General features: G+C 61.6%; 13 protein-coding genes. 3 read left to right on the top strand and 10 right to left on the bottom strand.

Annotation, left to right across the window (positions count from 1 at the left end; genetic code table 11):
• Position 1 precedes the first annotated feature (1 nt).
• The 4 genes from ACYP5B_RS46230 to ACYP5B_RS46245 form a co-directional block, all read right to left on the bottom strand.
• Positions 2–1,243, bottom strand: coding sequence for a thiolase family protein (locus ACYP5B_RS46230; RefSeq protein ID WP_459574056.1), 1,242 nt, complete (start codon positions 1,241–1,243; stop codon positions 2–4).
• Positions 1,244–1,258: 15 nt separating this feature from the next.
• Positions 1,259–2,812, bottom strand: a complete 1,554-nt coding sequence (locus tag ACYP5B_RS46235; protein ID WP_459574057.1) for a class I adenylate-forming enzyme family protein — start codon at positions 2,810–2,812, stop codon at positions 1,259–1,261.
• Positions 2,813–3,073 (bottom strand): hypothetical protein, encoded by a 261-nt coding sequence (locus ACYP5B_RS46240; protein WP_276286098.1) that lies wholly within the window; start codon positions 3,071–3,073, stop codon positions 2,813–2,815.
• 111 nt (positions 3,074–3,184) lie between these two features.
• On the bottom strand, positions 3,185–4,318 hold the full coding sequence (locus ACYP5B_RS46245; protein ID WP_276286099.1) for a saccharopine dehydrogenase family protein: 1,134 nt from the start codon (positions 4,316–4,318) through the stop codon (positions 3,185–3,187).
• Positions 4,319–5,185: 867 nt separating this feature from the next.
• On the opposite strand from ACYP5B_RS46245, the gene ACYP5B_RS46250 reads away from it, so the two are divergent.
• Positions 5,186–6,583, top strand: a complete 1,398-nt coding sequence (locus ACYP5B_RS46250; RefSeq protein WP_276286100.1) for a TetR/AcrR family transcriptional regulator — start codon at positions 5,186–5,188, stop codon at positions 6,581–6,583.
• Positions 6,584–7,146: 563 nt separating this feature from the next.
• On the opposite strand, the gene ACYP5B_RS46255 is transcribed toward ACYP5B_RS46250, so the two are convergent.
• The gene (locus ACYP5B_RS46255) at positions 7,147–8,847 is read right to left on the bottom strand and encodes a phage integrase family protein (RefSeq protein ID WP_459574058.1); all 1,701 of its coding nucleotides are present in this window, start codon (positions 8,845–8,847) and stop codon (positions 7,147–7,149) included.
• A gap of 553 nt (positions 8,848–9,400) precedes the next feature.
• On the opposite strand from ACYP5B_RS46255, the gene ACYP5B_RS46260 reads away from it, so the two are divergent.
• The gene (locus ACYP5B_RS46260) at positions 9,401–9,637 is read left to right on the top strand and encodes a hypothetical protein (RefSeq protein ID WP_459574059.1); all 237 of its coding nucleotides are present in this window, start codon (positions 9,401–9,403) and stop codon (positions 9,635–9,637) included.
• A gap of 199 nt (positions 9,638–9,836) precedes the next feature.
• Complete coding sequence (locus tag ACYP5B_RS46265) at positions 9,837–11,057, top strand: ATP-binding protein (protein ID WP_459574060.1); 1,221 nt, start codon at positions 9,837–9,839, stop codon at positions 11,055–11,057.
• Positions 11,058–11,425: 368 nt separating this feature from the next.
• Here ACYP5B_RS46265 and dnaK read toward each other — a convergent pair whose 3' ends face one another.
• The 5 genes from dnaK to ACYP5B_RS46290 form a co-directional block, all read right to left on the bottom strand.
• The gene (gene dnaK / locus ACYP5B_RS46270) at positions 11,426–13,363 is read right to left on the bottom strand and encodes a molecular chaperone DnaK (protein ID WP_459574061.1); all 1,938 of its coding nucleotides are present in this window, start codon (positions 13,361–13,363) and stop codon (positions 11,426–11,428) included.
• Positions 13,364–13,451: 88 nt separating this feature from the next.
• Entirely contained in the window at positions 13,452–15,074 is a 1,623-nt protein-coding gene (gene groL / locus ACYP5B_RS46275) for a chaperonin GroEL (RefSeq protein ID WP_459574087.1), read from the bottom strand.
• A 31-nt stretch (positions 15,075–15,105) separates the two neighbouring features.
• On the bottom strand, positions 15,106–15,393 hold the full coding sequence (locus tag ACYP5B_RS46280; protein WP_459574062.1) for a co-chaperone GroES: 288 nt from the start codon (positions 15,391–15,393) through the stop codon (positions 15,106–15,108).
• 261 nt (positions 15,394–15,654) lie between these two features.
• On the bottom strand, positions 15,655–16,038 hold the full coding sequence (locus ACYP5B_RS46285; protein WP_459574063.1) for a hypothetical protein: 384 nt from the start codon (positions 16,036–16,038) through the stop codon (positions 15,655–15,657).
• 258 nt (positions 16,039–16,296) lie between these two features.
• A complete protein-coding gene (locus ACYP5B_RS46290) occupies positions 16,297–16,863 on the bottom strand; it encodes an Hsp20/alpha crystallin family protein (protein ID WP_459574064.1) in 567 nt (188 codons plus the stop codon).
• Positions 16,864–16,886: the final 23 nt, after the last annotated feature.

Consider the following 16,886-nt stretch of genomic DNA (forward strand, 5'->3'; position numbering starts at 1 on the left):
CTCATTCCTTGCTCAAGATGTGCACCGCCAGCGCGGCTTCTTCGATGCCCTGGAAGCCGCCACCGTTCTCCTGAATCGCATGCCGCGCGCCGAGCACCTGGCGTGCACCGGCCTCCCCACGCAGTTGCGTGACCAGTTCATAGAGCTGGCCGATGCCCGTTGCGCCCAGGGGGTGACCTTTCGATTCGAGGCCGCCCGACGGATTGATGGGGATGCGTCCACCGATCGTGAAGTCCCCTCGCTCGGCAGCGGGGCCACCTTGGCCGAGTGGCACCAGCCCGAGGTTTTCGGCCTGGATGATCTCGCCCATGGCCGAGGCATCGTGGACTTCGGCAACGTTCATGTCTTCAGGGCTTAAGCCTGCTTGCTCATAAGCCTGCAGCGCCGCCAGCCTGCCGATGTTCTTCTCCGGCTCGTCGATGCGCCGATGCGTGAAGCTGCGGATCACGCTTGCTGCAACCCTGATGCAACGGCTGCGCTCGGCACCGATGCGGCGCAGGCCCTCTTCGGTGCAAAGGATTGCGGCAGCCGCACCGTCAGTGACCGGCGCGCACATCGGCAACGTGATCGGATAGGTGATCGGCGGCGCCGCGAGTACCTCGTCGACCGTGAACGGGTTGCGGAACTGCGAAAACGGGTTGTGTACCGAGTGCCCGTGGTTCTTTGCCGACACCGCGGCAATCTGACGCTGTGTCGTGCCGTAGGTCTTCATGTGATAACGGCACATCGCGGCGTAGACCGACATGAAGCGGCTGTAAGGCCGGTCAGATTCCGAGCCTGGTGGCGGCTCAACGCCTTCGCCCAGCCTCATGAGGTGGGCGAAGTTGTCCTCAACACGCGACACGTCCCACCCGCCCTCGAACAGCGCGAACGATTTCGCCTTGTCCGGTACGTTCATCTTTTCCGCGCCGAGGGCCAGCGCCACGTCGCACGCGCCTGCTTTCAGGCTTTGCACGGCCAGGTGCACGGCGGTGCTACCGGAGGCACAGGCATTCTCGACGTTGAACACCGGAATGCCCTCCAGCCCGATCTTGCTGAACACCACCTGGCCCGGGATCGACAGTTGGCCCTGCAGCTGGCCGTTGGTAATGCCGGCGTAGTAGGCCGCGCCAATCGCATCGGCGTTGCAACCGGCGTCCTGCAGCGCACCGCGCAGCGCTTCACCTGCGAGGTCATCGATGCTGCGTTCGAGGTGCCGGCCGAACACCGTCATGGCGATACCGGCAATGTAGATGTTGCTCATCGTTGATCGCTCGTCTCAGATTTTGCGTTGCTGGCCTTGCCAGTACTGCTCACGCAGGTCTTTCTTCAGCACCTTGCCGACCGTGCTCCGCGGCAACGCGGCCACGAAATCCACGCTTTTTGGCGCCTTGACCGAGCCAAGCTTGTCCTTGCACAGCGCGACGAGTTCTTCAGCACTCACGGTGTGACCCGCGTTGAGTTCCACCACCGCCTTCACCGCTTCGCCCCACCTATCATCGGGCACCCCGATCACCGCGCAGTCCTGCACCGCGGGGTGCGCCCAGATGACTTGCTCGACCTCGCTCGGGTACACATTGAAGCCGCCGCTGATGATCATGTCTTTCTTGCGGTCGGTGATATGCAGGTAGCCGTCGGCATCGAGATGGCCGATGTCGCCGGTGTGCAGCCAGCCGTCGACGATCGTTTCCGCCGTCTTGTCGGGCGCCTTGTAGTAGCCCTTCATGATGAGGTCACCTCGCACGCAGATTTCACCGGTCTCGCCTTGCGGCAGCACCTCGCCGCGATCATTCAGGATCTCGACGCGGATCAGCGGGTTCGGACGGCCCACCGAAGACAGCCGCTCCTCGGATGCAATCTTGCCGTCGACGAAATGCTCGGCCGGCGTCATGTTAGAGATCGATGCTGCGGCTTCGGTCTGCCCATAGCCTCCCGCCATGACCGGGCCAAACACCTCGATCGCGCGCTTGAGCTTTTCCACCGACATGGGTGCGGCGCCGTAAAGGAAGTACTTGAGCGACGAGAAGTCCTGCTGTTCGATGCCGGGGATATCGAGCAGACGGTAGATGACCGTCGGCGGTAGGAAAAATTCAGTGACGCGGTGCTTGGCAATGGCGGCAAGCAACAGCACGGGATCGGGCTTCGGCAGCACGACCACGGTGCCCCCGCGCGCGGTACACGGCAGCGACATCATCCCCGCGGTATGCGTCATGGGCGCAGCGGCAAGGTTGACCGGGCGCTGCGTGCCATACGGGAACGCGATCATGAACTGCGCGAAGTAAGTTTGGAACGCGCGATGCGTGTTCATGACGCCCTTGGGCACGCCCGTCGTGCCGCCGGTGGCCGACAGCGTGACGATGTCATCCATGTCGTACTCGACGCAAGGCATGGTCGAAGGTTGGCCGGCGATCCATGTGGCAAGCGAGGGCGCCCACGACAGTTCAGCGTCAATGCACACCCACAGCTTGACCATCGGCAGGCTGGAGCGAAGTTCTTCGAGCATGGGTGCGAAGGCCTGGGTGAAGAACAGCGCTTCGCAGTCGAAGGCGTTGAGCACGTACTGGTTCTCGGCCGGGGCGTTGCGGCCATTGACGGGGATGTACACTATGCCGGCGCGCCACATGCCTAGCGCGCAGCCCCAGCCGACCACGTCGTTGTCTGCCCAAACCGCGGCCTTCGCTTCCTTTTCCAACCCGGCAGCCAGCAGTCCATTGGCGACGCAGCACGAGAGCTCACCAATCTCCTGGAACGAGAAGCTGCGCTCGCCCTGGATATAGGCGATGCCGTGGGGGTTGATGCGCCACCCACGGTCGAAGAAATCAATGATTGCCATTTAAGTGTTCCTTTGGAGCCATACCAGGTCAGTGCCGGGGCGGCCCATGCCATCCGTGTCGGGGTCGAACCGCCCCGCGCGGTGGCCTTGCGTATAAGGGTCGAAGCGGCGTGAGCCAGCGTCATCGGTGCCGGCGTCTGTGCGTGAATCCTGAGCGGCCAGCTCGGACGTGCCGATACCGCTGGTCTGCGTCCCCGGCTCGCCTGATGCCAGCCCGCCCGCCACGATCACTGCGGCAATGCCAATGTGTTTGAGTCGCATAGCGAACTCCTTCTTCAAGTGACTTTCGGCACCGCCCCACAGTGTCCGAGGCGTGCTGCGCTGTGTGCCCTGTGCGGCCTGATGCTTTGTCAGGCCGCACGGCATTAGCTTTTACAGCTGCGAGATCGTGGCGCGCGCCAAGCCACGTTGCTCCAGGAAGCCGAGCAGGTAGCGGTGTCCGAACGCTTTCGAGCCGGATGCAAAGCCGACCTTGGCTGCATCGCCGTCAATGAGCTTGATGGCGCCGGCAGCCTGAATGGCGCCGGTGGCGATGTACGGCGTAATGCCGTGCAGCGTCGCGCGCACCGAGGCAAGCTGGCCACGGCCGATGGCGAAGTCAACAGTGCGATGCAGCGACGTGCGCTCGCGCGGCGGCATCGACGGGGTCACAGAGTCGACGAGCTGCTTGAGCACCGCATCCTGCTGTTCACGCGGCAGATGCGCATACTCCGCATCCCACTTCTGGCCGAGCCCGTGCACCATTTGCATCGCGTTGTTGTCGTAGAAACCTACGCACGAGATACAGCTGCGCACGCGAGGATCGTGCTCGAAGTACACCGGCAGCGACGTGCCGCCCCACGGCAGCGCGAACACCGGCTGCAGGAAATCGGGAGACGCCACGTTGAAGGAGGCCTGCTTTTCATGCGGCACCAGCGCCTTTTCCCACAGATAGCAGGATTCCTGGCGATAGCCTTCGAAGATGGTGGCCGTGGAGCCGACGCTGACACCAGCGCCGGCACCGCGCGGGCCGCGGGTCAAGGTTGCCGTCTCAAGCGCATCGACACCCGGCGTTTCGAGCGCCAGCTCGGCAGCGATTTCAGCGAACGTGTACATGTACGCGTTCGACGGCGACAACAGCAGGCCAGCCTGACGGTACAGCTCGCCAAACTGGTCGCGCACCTGGCGAATGAAATGTTGCTCACCGGTAGTGTCGAGGTAGTGGCAACCGGCCTTGAGCGCCGCTTCCACCGCAACCAGGCCGAAATTGAAGAACGGCCCGACGGTGTTACAGACGACCTTCGCGCCTCGGAACGCATTCACGAGCGCATCAACGTTGTGTTCCGCTTCGATGATCTCGTAGTCAGCCGATTCAAGGCGCACGACCCGCTGCGCCATCATTTCCCTGGTCCGGCCTGCGTTGCGCGCCACGGCGGTGAACGGGATGTTCTGGTCGATCAGCCAGTCCATGATCAACATGCCGGTGTAACCGCTTGCGCCATAAACGACGACGGGGTGCTTTGCCATTGTTTGTCTCCTGATACTTCAGTTGTTAAGGGTAGGGCTATTCAAACGTGAACCGATGCAGGGAGCTGCCTTCGTGTCGCCCCGGTCTACGTCTGTTCTCATCGTGGGTGACCAGTAGCGGCGTGCCCCCTCTGCCCTCCAGGGCGGCCATTCGTTCTGCGCTTCTCATGCGTTCATCTTTGTAGGATGTTCAAACAAACATAGGACAAATTACAAACATGAAAAGAACAATGAAAGGCGGCGTTTCTTCTTCTGCCGGATCTCCTGGTCTTGCGATCCGGCTGCGTGCCTCTCCTGCCCGGGAGCCTTCCCTCGGTGGTCATGGGCACGCTTGTGCATAGTCAGCATTCAACTCGGCGGCGACACGCCTCCAGCTGGCTGGAATGCGCTGGAATACCATGAGTTGAGGGAACCGAATCCTCACCCTATCCCTCGCTCGGCGCCCCTTGACCATGCCCCATACACGTATCCATGACCCACATCTTACGTATTGATGACCAAATAATAACGGCGCAGTGACCTAACATCAAGGTGGTTAATGTTAGGGGAAACACCAACGCAACCCCGCACAAACGATGTCGAATCCAGCCGACCTCGCCTGCCATGGGGCGTGATTTGCCCCGCCGGATGCGCTTCGGGCGCAGGGGCAGTCACAGATTCCTTGGAATCCTTGGCTCGGGAGGATCAGGTGAAGGCCAGGTGCGCCTCCAGATCCGCTGGAGCCTGGCACTGGAGTGCTGAGTCGGCTACGAGAAAATTTGGTCAGCAAGCATGCGCACAAGCAAAGAACACTGCCACGGCGTTTCGACCTTCCATCGGGATGACCTATAATGCAGACAACTTCATGTGAGCTTCAGGAGAACCAACGTGCAACAGAGGGCGGTCAAGCAAGGAATTCCTGACCATTTCGAGGCAGCAAAACCCGACATGCAATCTGCAACGCAACGAAAACGGGAACTGCGCATTCGGGAGATTATTGATGCCGCCCGTCAGGTATTTCAGGATGATGGCTATGCCGGGTTCGCGACACGTCGCGTGGCGGATCGCGTTGGTATCACGCTTGGCAATCTCCAGTACTACTTCCGAACCAAAGAAGAACTGTTGCGCACAGCGCTCCTGGCATATGTGAGCCAAGTCATAGAGGACTACACGACGATCGCGAATCGCCCGGGAATTGGCGCCGCGCAACGTTGCACCGCACTGATAAATCGTATCTTTCAGAACATCAACGAGACCGATTTACCGAAGTTCATGGTCGAGATCGAGGCTTTTTCTTCGCATGAACCCTATGCTGCGGAATTGCTGAACGATATGCAGGCACAGTTTCGAGGCATTTTTGCAAAGTTGCTGTCAGAACTCCACCCGGCGCTGACCAGCGAAGCGTGCCTGCTGCGTGCCGCCGTGATAGTCGCCCAAATGGAAGGAATGACGATGTTCGCCTCCCACGGCGATTACCCCGGAAGAGACTATGTCGAGTTCGTTCGCCTGGCAAAGCGCACCGTAAAACTGGTTGTGAGCGCTTCGACGCAGATCCTGGATAGCGAAGCGCCTCGTCGTCGTTCCCGTCCTCGTGGCGCTGACGCCGGCAGACCGGCACAACTGGATCTGCGGGCGCACCAATCGGCTCAAGGCGCCGTCCATTACCGGCCGACGGCTCAAGGGAAGCGCAGAGAACTCAAGATCAATGAGATCATTTCTACCGCCGCTAATCTATTGGCCACGGAGGGCTATGCAAACTTCACCTTGGCGCGAGTGGCGAAAGAACTTGGGATTTTGCCATCAGCTCTTCAGAACTACTTTCCAACCTATGATGACCTGCTTCGCACGACAATTAGCGCGCTGGGACAGGCTTATGTGGACCGCTACGCGGAGATGGGTAAGCCAAGCAGCAAACCAGTGCAGGAACGTCTGATTGAGATCGCCGCAGAAGTCTTCGAAGAAGCCTGTGACCCTGCGGTGTATCGACTCTGGGCAGAGATGTTTGCACTGGCCCAGCATTCGGATATCACGCGTGAAATTGTGAGAAGCGTCTACGCAGCCTACCGGGTAGGCTACGCTGATCTCATACGGGAAATCGATTCCTCGGCGACTGCTCGTGAGTGCCTCGCTCGCGCGACACTCATCGCAGCACTGGTGGACGGTGCGTCGACGCTCAGGTTTGGTTCGCAGACACAACCAGTGAATCTGGACCGTGTATTCGAGCTGATCGTGGCGATGACGGCTCGGATCGCACATGGACACGTTGCCATAAGCAGCGCGGCCTAAGATCGACTTCCAAAACACATCGATCGAGACTGGCCCTGATGACCGTTGAGGGGGGCAAAGAGAGGACTACGCGCTTCGAGCGCCACGAACGACGCGCAGCCGGCATGGCGCAGGTCCCGCGCTCCCGTCAGGCCCGCCAGGCCTGCGCCGACCAACACGACGTCGACGACGTCTTCCGGCTTGCCGGCATGTGCCAGCCCCGGGGCTTAGGCCCCTACTGCCTGCGGCAGTCGAGACGCCTGTCAGCCTGAGCAGTTACCTTTTCAGCGTACTGATTGAATGCTTCACCATGGTGTTTCGCTGTTTTCTATGCCTCATTGCGAGTCGAGCGCGAACCTGCGAGCGCCCATCCCCCTTCTCATGCTTCTGTGCCTGACAGCCCAGACGAGCCCGCGTAGTGCTTGCTGATCGGCCTGTTGAACGGCGGCTGTACATCGGGTCATGCCAAGATACGGCTAACCCGCGATCATAAGCCTTGCGGTTATGATGAAATAAAAAATTATATCGTTTTCGATATAAGAGAGGCTTCTCTGGCTTTCCTGCGTCCCCATTACGCCGATTCGCTAGGGAGCGACGAACGCCGCGCCGATCTGGCGCGCCCGTTTCGCGTCGTCGCCATGCAGGTAGATCGACGTGGTAGAGATGGATGCGTGCCGCAGATTGTCCCGGACTGTTGTCAATTCCGCGCCGCGCGCCAGCGCATGCGTCGCGTGCGTGTGCCGCGTCCAGTGCGGGCTGGCGTGCCGTAGTTTCTCGGCCGCGACCGGGCTGTCAGCCTGGATCAGGTCCGCCGCTTGCATGAAGAATCGCCGCATGACGCCCCACAGTCGCGTGCCGGTGATGCCGCTGGCCGGATCCTGGCCAAGGCTGCCGATCAAGGGGGTACCCGGCACCCAGCGAGCCTGCGTGACGGGCAGGCCGCGCTCCACCAGGTACCGATCGAGCGCCGTGCGTGCCAACGGGGGCAGCGCCACCCTGCCCGCTTTGGCTCCTTTGCCGACCAGACTGAGCCAGCGGTCGCCATGGGGATCGGTTTCAATGCCGCCGAGGGTCGCGCTGACGAGCTCGCTGGCGCGCAGACCGGTCGCGTAGGCGAAGTCGAGCACGAAGCGCAGGCGCTGGGCCGCCGGCGCCTCCCAGCCATACGACCACTCCAGCCCGTTGGCGAGCGTGCGCACCAGCAGCCATTCCCCTTCGGTGAACACGCGGGACGTATCCAACGGGGCGACACGCGCGCTACCGCGCACCTTGATGCCGGCAAACGGGTTGGCTATTAGGTACCGTTGCTGAATCAGCCATCGAAACATGGCCCCGAGCACCGACAGCGTGTAGGCCGCCGAGCGTGCCGACAGTCCTTGCGCGAAGGGCCTCCATTCGGTCGACGTGCGCGGCCGCGGTGGCCCCACCCAGCGCTTGTGCGGCGTCGGCCTGCGCAGGAAACTGCGGTAGGCAATCGCGTCCTCGGTGGTGAGCGACGACAGCGGGCGTTCGCGCTCCACGATCGCCCACAGGATCAGGCGCTCGGCTTCCTTGCGATAAGCCCGCTGGGTGGCCGGCGCCTCGTGCAACGCCAGCCAGGCTTGGACGGCCTCGTAGTCGTTCGTTGCGCCGAGGGTGCAGGTCTGCCGCGGGGCACGGAAGGTCCCGGACGAGCCATCGACCTCGTGGGGAAGACGCAGGTGCTCCCATGGCACCACCACCCCGCGATCCGCGACGGCGATCAGCGCGCGGGCGCGTTCGGTGAGCTGCGGGTGTCGGGCGAAAAAGCTTTCGACGTGCCTGGCGCTCGCCGGGCCCAGGCCAGGCACGACTGCCCACCAGCGGCGCCGGCGCGGAATGCGCAGCGTCAGGTCCGCCAGCGTCTCGATGCCGTGCGCGCGCAGCGCTGCCACGGCCCGCGGCGGCAGCCACTGACCGATGTCGTCGCTGATCTGTGGCCGCGGCGGGGGCAAGGATCGGAGCGCTTCGATTGCCTGGCCAACGGCCTTCGCCCGGCCAATCCGCTCGGCCGCACCATGTTCGAACAAGGCCGCAAGGTCCTGCCGCTGCCGGCGCCGCGCGAAATCGGCCAACTGCCGCCGAATGCGGCCTAGGATGCCGCGCGCTGACTGGCCGCTCGCCTTACGCTCTCCCAGGTAACGCGCCACCACCTCGTGGGCCGATAGCCCCGCGTACCAGGCCCGCAGTGCGGCCAACGACGCGGCGTCCGGAAAGTCGAGTTGCGTATCGCTAGCGAGCGCGTTGGTGGTAAGCAGGGTTTTCATGAAGACAGTTTAGTGCAGTGATGAAGCTATTACGATAAGAAAAGTTATCGTAATAGCAACTCATGACTCGCTGTTGTGCTGTTGCTGCCGTCATCTGTCGCGGGAAACTCGCGTGTCGGCGCTCGGTGAGCGCGCCATGCATGACGCGCAAGTTTACGCAACCACCACAGCGAATCGCTGACGCGGGCGATGATGTCGACACAGGGTGCCGAACTCTGGTGCTCGGAGCTTCCATCGCTTGCCCCGCTCCACCAGCAAACGGTAATGGCGGCCTTTGTCATGTGCATGGTCTGCCAGCCCAAAGCCTCGTGGCTCGCGCCCCGGCGCGCGCGGATTTCGCTATCGCTCGTAGGTATCCGGCACACGGTTGGCGGGTAGCCTCCCCGTGCCCGCCGCATCTGTTCGTTGCCGTGGTCGCCAATCTCTATACTAAATATCGCGACCCGGCGCGCTATGATGCGTTTTCACTACGTCGGCAGCACGACCACCGTCTCGCGCCACCGCCCGTTATTTGAGCATGATTCAATTCGACCAATAGAGAATGGAATGTGCCATGGCCAGAAAACCTGAACTTCATTCGGTATGGAGGGACCGCGCGCGGGACCGCTTCATCATCACACGAGTGGAAGATGATGGCCCTGAACCCTGGTCTGTGACGCTGGTGGCGTATGCCGACCGGTTCAAGGTAGACAGCATTCGCGTCGAACTGGACGCGGATACCTGGGCCCAACAAGTCAAGACCAGAGGCTTGGTACAGATCGGCACCGAGCCCGGCGACTATCCCGTCTGACCATCACGATGCTTCGCGGCGAAAGATGGCTCACCCAACGTCGCGAGGCGCGAATGCCCATGACTGCTGGATCGCAAGTCTTGCTCCCGGACGTCCATACTGCTGATAATGAGTCGCTTTATGCACATTATTTCGCGCTGCCCGCCTTACTAAGCGGTGAAAGTCCCCTATCGCTGTAGACACGCTATCCGGAGGAACTATGATTGACACGCAAGTGAAACCGCTGCGCGCCTTTGCCGCGTTTCTCCGCCAGGAGCAAGCCCGCCTCATAGCAAAATGGATGGCGTTAGTTTGCGCCGATGCCGACCTTGTGGAGGCCGACAAGCTGACGCAAGAACAGCTTGCCGACCATCTTCCGGCCATCCTCGAAGAGATCTGCTCGGCTCTCGACGAAGGGGATCTCGAACGGGTCGAGGGGGCGATAGAGCGCAACGCAAAGAAGCATGGCGAAGTGCGCTGGGAGCAGGGTTATCACCTTGACGAGTTGGTGCGCGAGTTGGACCTTTTCCGGCAGGTGCTGACCGGTGCCGTCCTGGAGTTCGCAGGAGCCCACAGCTATTTCACAAGGCACCACGAGGTGCGCACCCAACACTTTATCGATGAGACACTCAGTTTCGTAACCTTGACGTCGATTCGCGAAGTCATCAACGAGCAGAATCGAAAGATCAGCGAATACACCGGCAGGCTAGAGCATGCCAATCATGAGCTAACCGAGAAGCAGCGGCTGGTCAGCGGGTTGTATGAATCGCGGATGCAGATCACCCGCAGCGTGGTGCACGACCTGCGCAACTTCCTCAACACGTTTTCGACCGCACTACAATTGATCGCGCTTGCCCCGTCGAAGGCGGAAGTCGGCTTGGCGCTGGCTACCCGACAGGCTGAGGACATGAAGCGACTGGTCGACGAAATGGTGGAATATTCTATTATCCTGGGAGACCGCACTCCGCTGCCCGTGGAGCAGGTCGAACTTAGGACGCTGTTTGACGAACTCGTTGCGGCGTCGCGGCCGAGTGTCGAGGCAAAAGGGCTGCATCTGACTGGAGTCTTTGATGCAAGCCTGACATCGGTGATGTCGAACCGCTTGAAGCTCAAACAGGTTGCGCTGAATCTGCTGTCGAACGCGACAAAATTCACGAGCTCTGGTGAGATCGAATTGACGATGGGTAGATGCGAAGGGAGCCATTGGTACCTGCGCGTTTCCGATACCGGGATTGGCATTGCGTCTTCAGATCAGGTACGCGTATTCGACGAATTCGAACGCGCCGCAGGGAACGAAATACCCGGAGCGGGCCTTGGGCTTTCTATCGTCAAGGAACTTTGTCGCGTCCTGAATGGCGAAATCCATTTCGGGTCCCGGAAAGGGCAAGGCACGACCTTCGAAATCCGCTTCCCCCACTGCCTTTCGTACGGCGGCCGCTAACGCTTCGACAGGTCACTCTTTCTCCCTTTCCGTTGGCTCGGAGCGGATGGGCGACGGACCCGCCGCCCCTCCATTGCGCCCTGCTGCACTAGCGGCGCGTGCTGTTTGGGGGAACAGGATATGGAAGGCAGTGTGTGTAGGTCCGGTCGCCATGCGTCGATTCTTCTGATTCTTCGACGTAGGTAATGTCTCCGAACCTCACGATCTCACGATCTGACGGAAGTAATCCCGGTCAGCCGAATTCACTCGTCGGTCATCGGTCATCGGGTGAGGCCGTGTTGAACGCGACATAGCCATTCGGCCAAACCAGAAAGGCGTTGTTGAAGGCCGGGTGCGCTGGACCCAGCCGGAGTGCGGCATCGCCCGACTTACCGCTTGGCGTTCGCTTCTTTGAATTCGGCATCCTCCACATCCTCGTCTTTCTTCTCGGCGCCCGCCTCTTGCGCGCCCGCGGAGCGATCCGGGCCGCCGCCTGTCTGCGCCTGCACGTCCGCGTAGACCTTCTCGCCGAGTTTTATCGAGGCCGTCGCGAGCGCCCGCGTCTTGGCGTCGATCGCGGCCTTGTCGGAGTTCTTCAGTGCCTCCTCGAGTTCCTTGATCGCGGATTCGATCTTCGCCTTCTCGCCCGCGTCCAGCTTCTCACCGTATTCGGTCAGCGCCTTACGCGTGCTGTGCACCAGGGCGTCCCCGTGGTTGCGCGCATCGACCAGCTCGCGTAGCCGGCGGTCTTCGGCGGCGTAGGCCTCGGCGTCCTTCACCATCTTCTGTATTTCCTCTTCAGAAAGACCCGAGTTCGCCTTGATGGTGATCCTGTTTTCCTTGCCGGTGGCCTTGTCCTTCGCCGACACGTGCAGGATGCCATTGGCGTCGATGTCAAACGTCACCTCGATCTGCGGCATGCCGCGCGGCGCCGGGGCGATGCCTTCGAGGTTGAACTCGCCCAGCAGCTTGTTGCCGGTGGCCATCTCGCGCTCGCCCTGATAGACCTTGATGGTCACCGCCGCCTGGTTGTCGTCGGCGGTGGAAAAGATCTGCGAGAATTTGGTCGGGATCGTGGTGTTCTCGGTGATCATCTTGGTCATCACGCCGCCCAGGGTTTCGGTGCCGAGCGACAGCGGGGTGACGTCGAGCAGCAGCACGTCCTTGCGGTCACGTGTGAGTACCGCGCCCTGGATGGCCGCGCCCACCGCCACCGCTTCGTCGGGGTTGACATCCTTGCGCGGCTCGCGGCCGAAAAGCGCTTTGACCTTGTCCCGCACCTTGGGCATGCGGGTCATGCCGCCCACTAGAATCACATCTTCGATCTTGTCCAGCGGTACACCGGCGTCCTGGATGGCGATGCGGCACGGCTCCATCGTACGTTCGATCAGGTCTTCCACCAGGGATTCGAGTTTGGCGCGCGTGAGCTTCAGGCTAAGATGCTTTGGCCCGCTGGCGTCGGCCGTGATGTACGGCAGGCTGATCTCCGCCTGTTGGCTCGATGAGAGTTCGATCTTGGCCTTCTCCGCGGCTTCCTTCAGGCGTTGCAGCGCCGGCACGTCCTTCGACAAGTCGCCCCCTTGGTCCTTCTTGAACTCGCCGATGATGTAGTCGATAACACGCTGGTCGAAGTCTTCGCCGCCCAGGAAAGTGTCTCCGTTCGTCGACAGCACTTCGAACTGCTTCCCGCCTTGCACGTCGGCGATCTCGATGATGGAAATGTCGAAGGTGCCGCCACCGAGGTCAAACACGGCGATCTTGCGGTCACGGCTTTCCTTCTTGTCCAGGCCGAACGCGAGCGCCGCCGCGGTCGGCTCGTTGATGATTCGCTTGACTTCGAGACCGGCAATGCGGCCGGCATCCTTCGTCGCCTGGCGCTGGCTGTCGTTGAAGTAGGCGGGAACCGTGATGACGGCTTCGCTGACCGGCTCGCCGAGGTAGTCTTCGGCGGTCTTCTTCATCTTGCGCAGCACTTCAGCCGAGACTTGCGGCGGGGCGAGCTTCTTGCCTTGCGCTTCGACCCATGCATCGCCGTTGTCGGCCTTGAATATCGTGAAGGGCATCAGGCCAATGTCCTTCTGCACTTCTTTTTCCTCGTAACGGCGGCCGATCAGCCGCTTGACGGCAAACAGCGTGTTCTTTGGATTCGTGACGGCCTGCCGCTTGGCGGGCGCACCGACCAGCGTTTCGCCGTCGTTCATAAAGGCGACGATCGATGGCGTGGTGCGCGCGCCTTCGGAATTCTCGATCACTTTGACCTGGTTGCCTTCCATCAACGCCACGCACGAGTTGGTGGTGCCGAGGTCAATGCCGATGATCTTGCCCATGATGTTCAAGCGCCTAGCGCTGCCCGGTTCGGGGATGCCCCGTGAATTCCAATACGTTCGCCACCGGCCGCACGCCTCGCGTGCCCTGTCAATACTCCATCTCCGGTGGCGCCACAGCAGACCTCTCCTTGTCATTTGGCGCTTGCGCCACGGTCGCGTCGGTGGTCAGAATCAGTCCGGCGACGGACGCGGCATTCTGCAGCGCCGTGCGGGTCACCTTGGTCGGGTCAATCACCCCTATCTCGAACAGATCGCCGTACTCACCGGTGGCCGCGTTCCAGCCGAAATTGCCGCTATGTTCCAGCACCCGGCTAAGCACCACTGACGCTTCCTCGCCCGCGTTGGCGGCAATTTGCTGCAGCGGGTCCTCGAGGGCACGGAGCACGATTCTGATGCCGGCTTCCTGGTCGGCGTTGGCGCCTTGGTGCGGTGCAAGCTGGGCGCGGGCGCGAAGCAGCGCGACGCCGCCGCCCGCCACGATGCCCTCTTCGACGGCCGCGCGCGTGGCATGCAGAGCGTCTTCGACGCGCGCCTTCTTTTCCTTCATTTCGACTTCAGTGGCGGCGCCAACCTGGATTACCGCCACACCGCCCGCGAGTTTGGCCACCCGCTCCTGCAGTTTCTCCTTGTCGTAGTCGCTGGTGGACTCGTCGATCTGCCGCCGGATGGCCTTGATGCGGGCTTCGACCGCCGCGCGATCGCCCGCACCGCCGACGACGGTCGTGTTCTCCCTCTCGATCTCGACGCGTTTGGCGCGGCCCAGATCCTCGAGCACGACATGTTTGAGCTGCCCGCCAGTCTGTTCCTCGATCAGCGTGCCGCCAGTCAGGATTGCAATGTCTTCCAGCATGGCCTTACGCCGGTCGCCAATGCCAGGCGCCCTCACTGCGGCTGCCTTGATGGTGCCGCGCAGCGCATTCACGACCAGGGTCGCGAGCGCCTCACCCTCCACCTCTTCGGCGATGACGAGCAGCGGCTTGCCAGTCTTTGCCACGGCCTCGAGCACCGGAAGCAGATCGTGGATCACCGAGATCCTCTTGTCATGCAGCAGAATATAAGGCTCTTCGAGCACGGCGGCTTGCTTCTCGGGCTGGTTGATGAAGCAGGACGACAGGTAGCCGCGATCGAACTGCATGCCTTCGACCACCTCGAGCTCGCTCTGCAGCGACTTGCCGTCTTCGATCGTGATCGCCCCATCCTTGCCGACCTTGGCCATCGCGTCGGCAAGGATCTTGCCGATCGCCTCGTCAGCGTTGGCGGAGATCGCGCCGATCTGGCTGATCTCCTTGCCGGTGGTGCAAGGCCGGCTAAGCTTGTGCAGTTCCTCGACTACAGCGGTCACGGCCAGGTCCATGCCGCGCTTCAGGTCGATCGGGTTCAGGCCCGCCACCACATCCTTCATGCCTTCCTGAACCATTGCCTGGGCCAGCACGGTGGCGGTGGTGGTGCCGTCACCGGCCACGTCAGAGGTCTTGGCAGCGACCTGCCTGACCAACTGCGCCCCCATGTTTTCAAACTTGTCGCGCAGTTCAATTTCCTTGGCGACCGATACGCCATCCTTGGCGATCAGCGGAGCCCCGTACGATCGCTCGAGAACGACATTGCGTCCCTTGGGACCGAGCGTGACCTTGACCGCGTTGGCCAGCAGGTTGACACCCGCCACGATGCGGCTGCGCGCGGACTCCTGAAATCGGATCTCCTTGGCTGCCATGATGAGACTCCTCGCGAGCTTTCTCTCTTCTCTATTCGACGACGCATAGAATGTCTTCCTCGCGCATGACCAGCAGTTCCTCGCCTTCGAGCTTGACGGTGGTGCCAGCATACTTGCCGAATAGCACGCGCTCGCCGACCCCCACGCTGGGTGCGCTGACACCGCCATCGCCCAGCCGCTTGCCGGGGCCGACCGCCAGGACTTCGCCCTGATCCGGCTTTCCCGCGGCGGCATCGGGAATGACGAGGCCGGCAGCAGTCTTGTGTTCTGCGTCCAGTCGCTTGATGATCACGCGATCGTTTAAAGGACGAATGTTCATGGCCTTGTTCCCCATTCAATGCAGCAATGACGAGCTCGATTTGACCAGCCAGACCGTCGCCTGTTCATATTATGGAAGCGGCGGGTTGGTTTTCAAGCGCAGGGAGCGCTGGTTGAAAGGCCTTCCGAGCGTTGGTCATGTTGCGGCGAGGACGCGCTAGGCATCCCCGCCGCGCTGTTGTGATAGCACAATGCACGGCCGCGTGCACCCAGCGGGCCGATCCTCGGCGCGCGGCAGGTAGCGCCATGCCAGGACCGCGCTTCACTGAATTGGTGGCACGGTGCCAAGCTTTTCGGCCAGCATCCGCTCATACACGCCAAAGTGCATATCCACCTCCGTTTGACTGACCATGACGACGTCTATGCTGACCTGCTCGGGCGCTAAGCCGAACATTGTGGCCAATGCCACTTCCAGGTGGGGCGCCGCCGCCCTGTCTTTCGCGAAGGTCGTTCCGACACTGATCACATAGGCCTTCTCGCCTTGTGCCGTGACCTCAACCAATCGGGCCCCCGCGCTCAGGTTGTTCTCAATGGCAATCTTGGCCAGCTCCGCCACACTCCGCGTTCGCTCGGTAGGGAAGCCGCGCTCGCACTTGAGCCGCACCCGATGCTTGCCCAGCGTCAGCCACTCAGAATCGAACTCCATCGAAGTCTCCATTCGGCAGTACATTGCCGCCAAAATAGGGGCGAGTCAGGTGATTTCAAGAACGCAACGTCGCGCCTTGATTCACCGCTGCAATGAGCAGCACCGTGCGGCCACAAACATCGCGCACGCCAGAGGGGGCTGCGCCCGCCTCTGGCGTTCCGCGTCAGCCGCCCCCTTCCACGACCGGCCAGGATTGCCCGGCTGCGTGCAGCAGCTTCGCGCAAATACATCCGATGCCTCAGGAATGCAGACATCGGCTCACTTCACTTCGATCCTCCTCACGGCAGACTGCGACGACCCCGTCTTGGGTAGGCGTAGTGTCAACAGTCCTCTGTCGAATTTCGCATCAACGTGATCCACGTCGACACCATCCGGCAGAGGAATACTGCGCATGAATGCGCCGTACGCTCGCTCCAGGCGGTAGCAGCCGTTCTCTTCGCTCCGAATGTCCTGCTTCTTCTCACCCCGCAAGAGCAGTGCGCCATCTTCGATGGTGGCCTGCAGGTCTTCGCGGTCCATACCGGGCAGCTCAGCCGTGATCCTCAGGGCCTCGCCATCGTCGACCACATCGATCCGAGGTTGGAAGCGAGACGAACTGAAGTCGCCGAACCATCGATCCAAACCACCGAAGCCCGCGAACGGTTCGTGCAGGAACTCGCCCATCGCTCGCCAGGGATCGCTAGAAAACAGCCGCGAAACGTCAGGCCCGTCGGGCGTGCCGTGCCTCGGCGCGGGCACGTTGGACGCATCCTCCATCGGTTGCTTGTCACTTGTCGTCTTCCGTAGGAACTTGAAGGGGTTCCATTTGCCCAGTTCCGTTTTCATCTTGTCCTCCTATCGACGCACAC

This window comes from Cupriavidus sp. 8B (genome assembly GCF_054589115.1).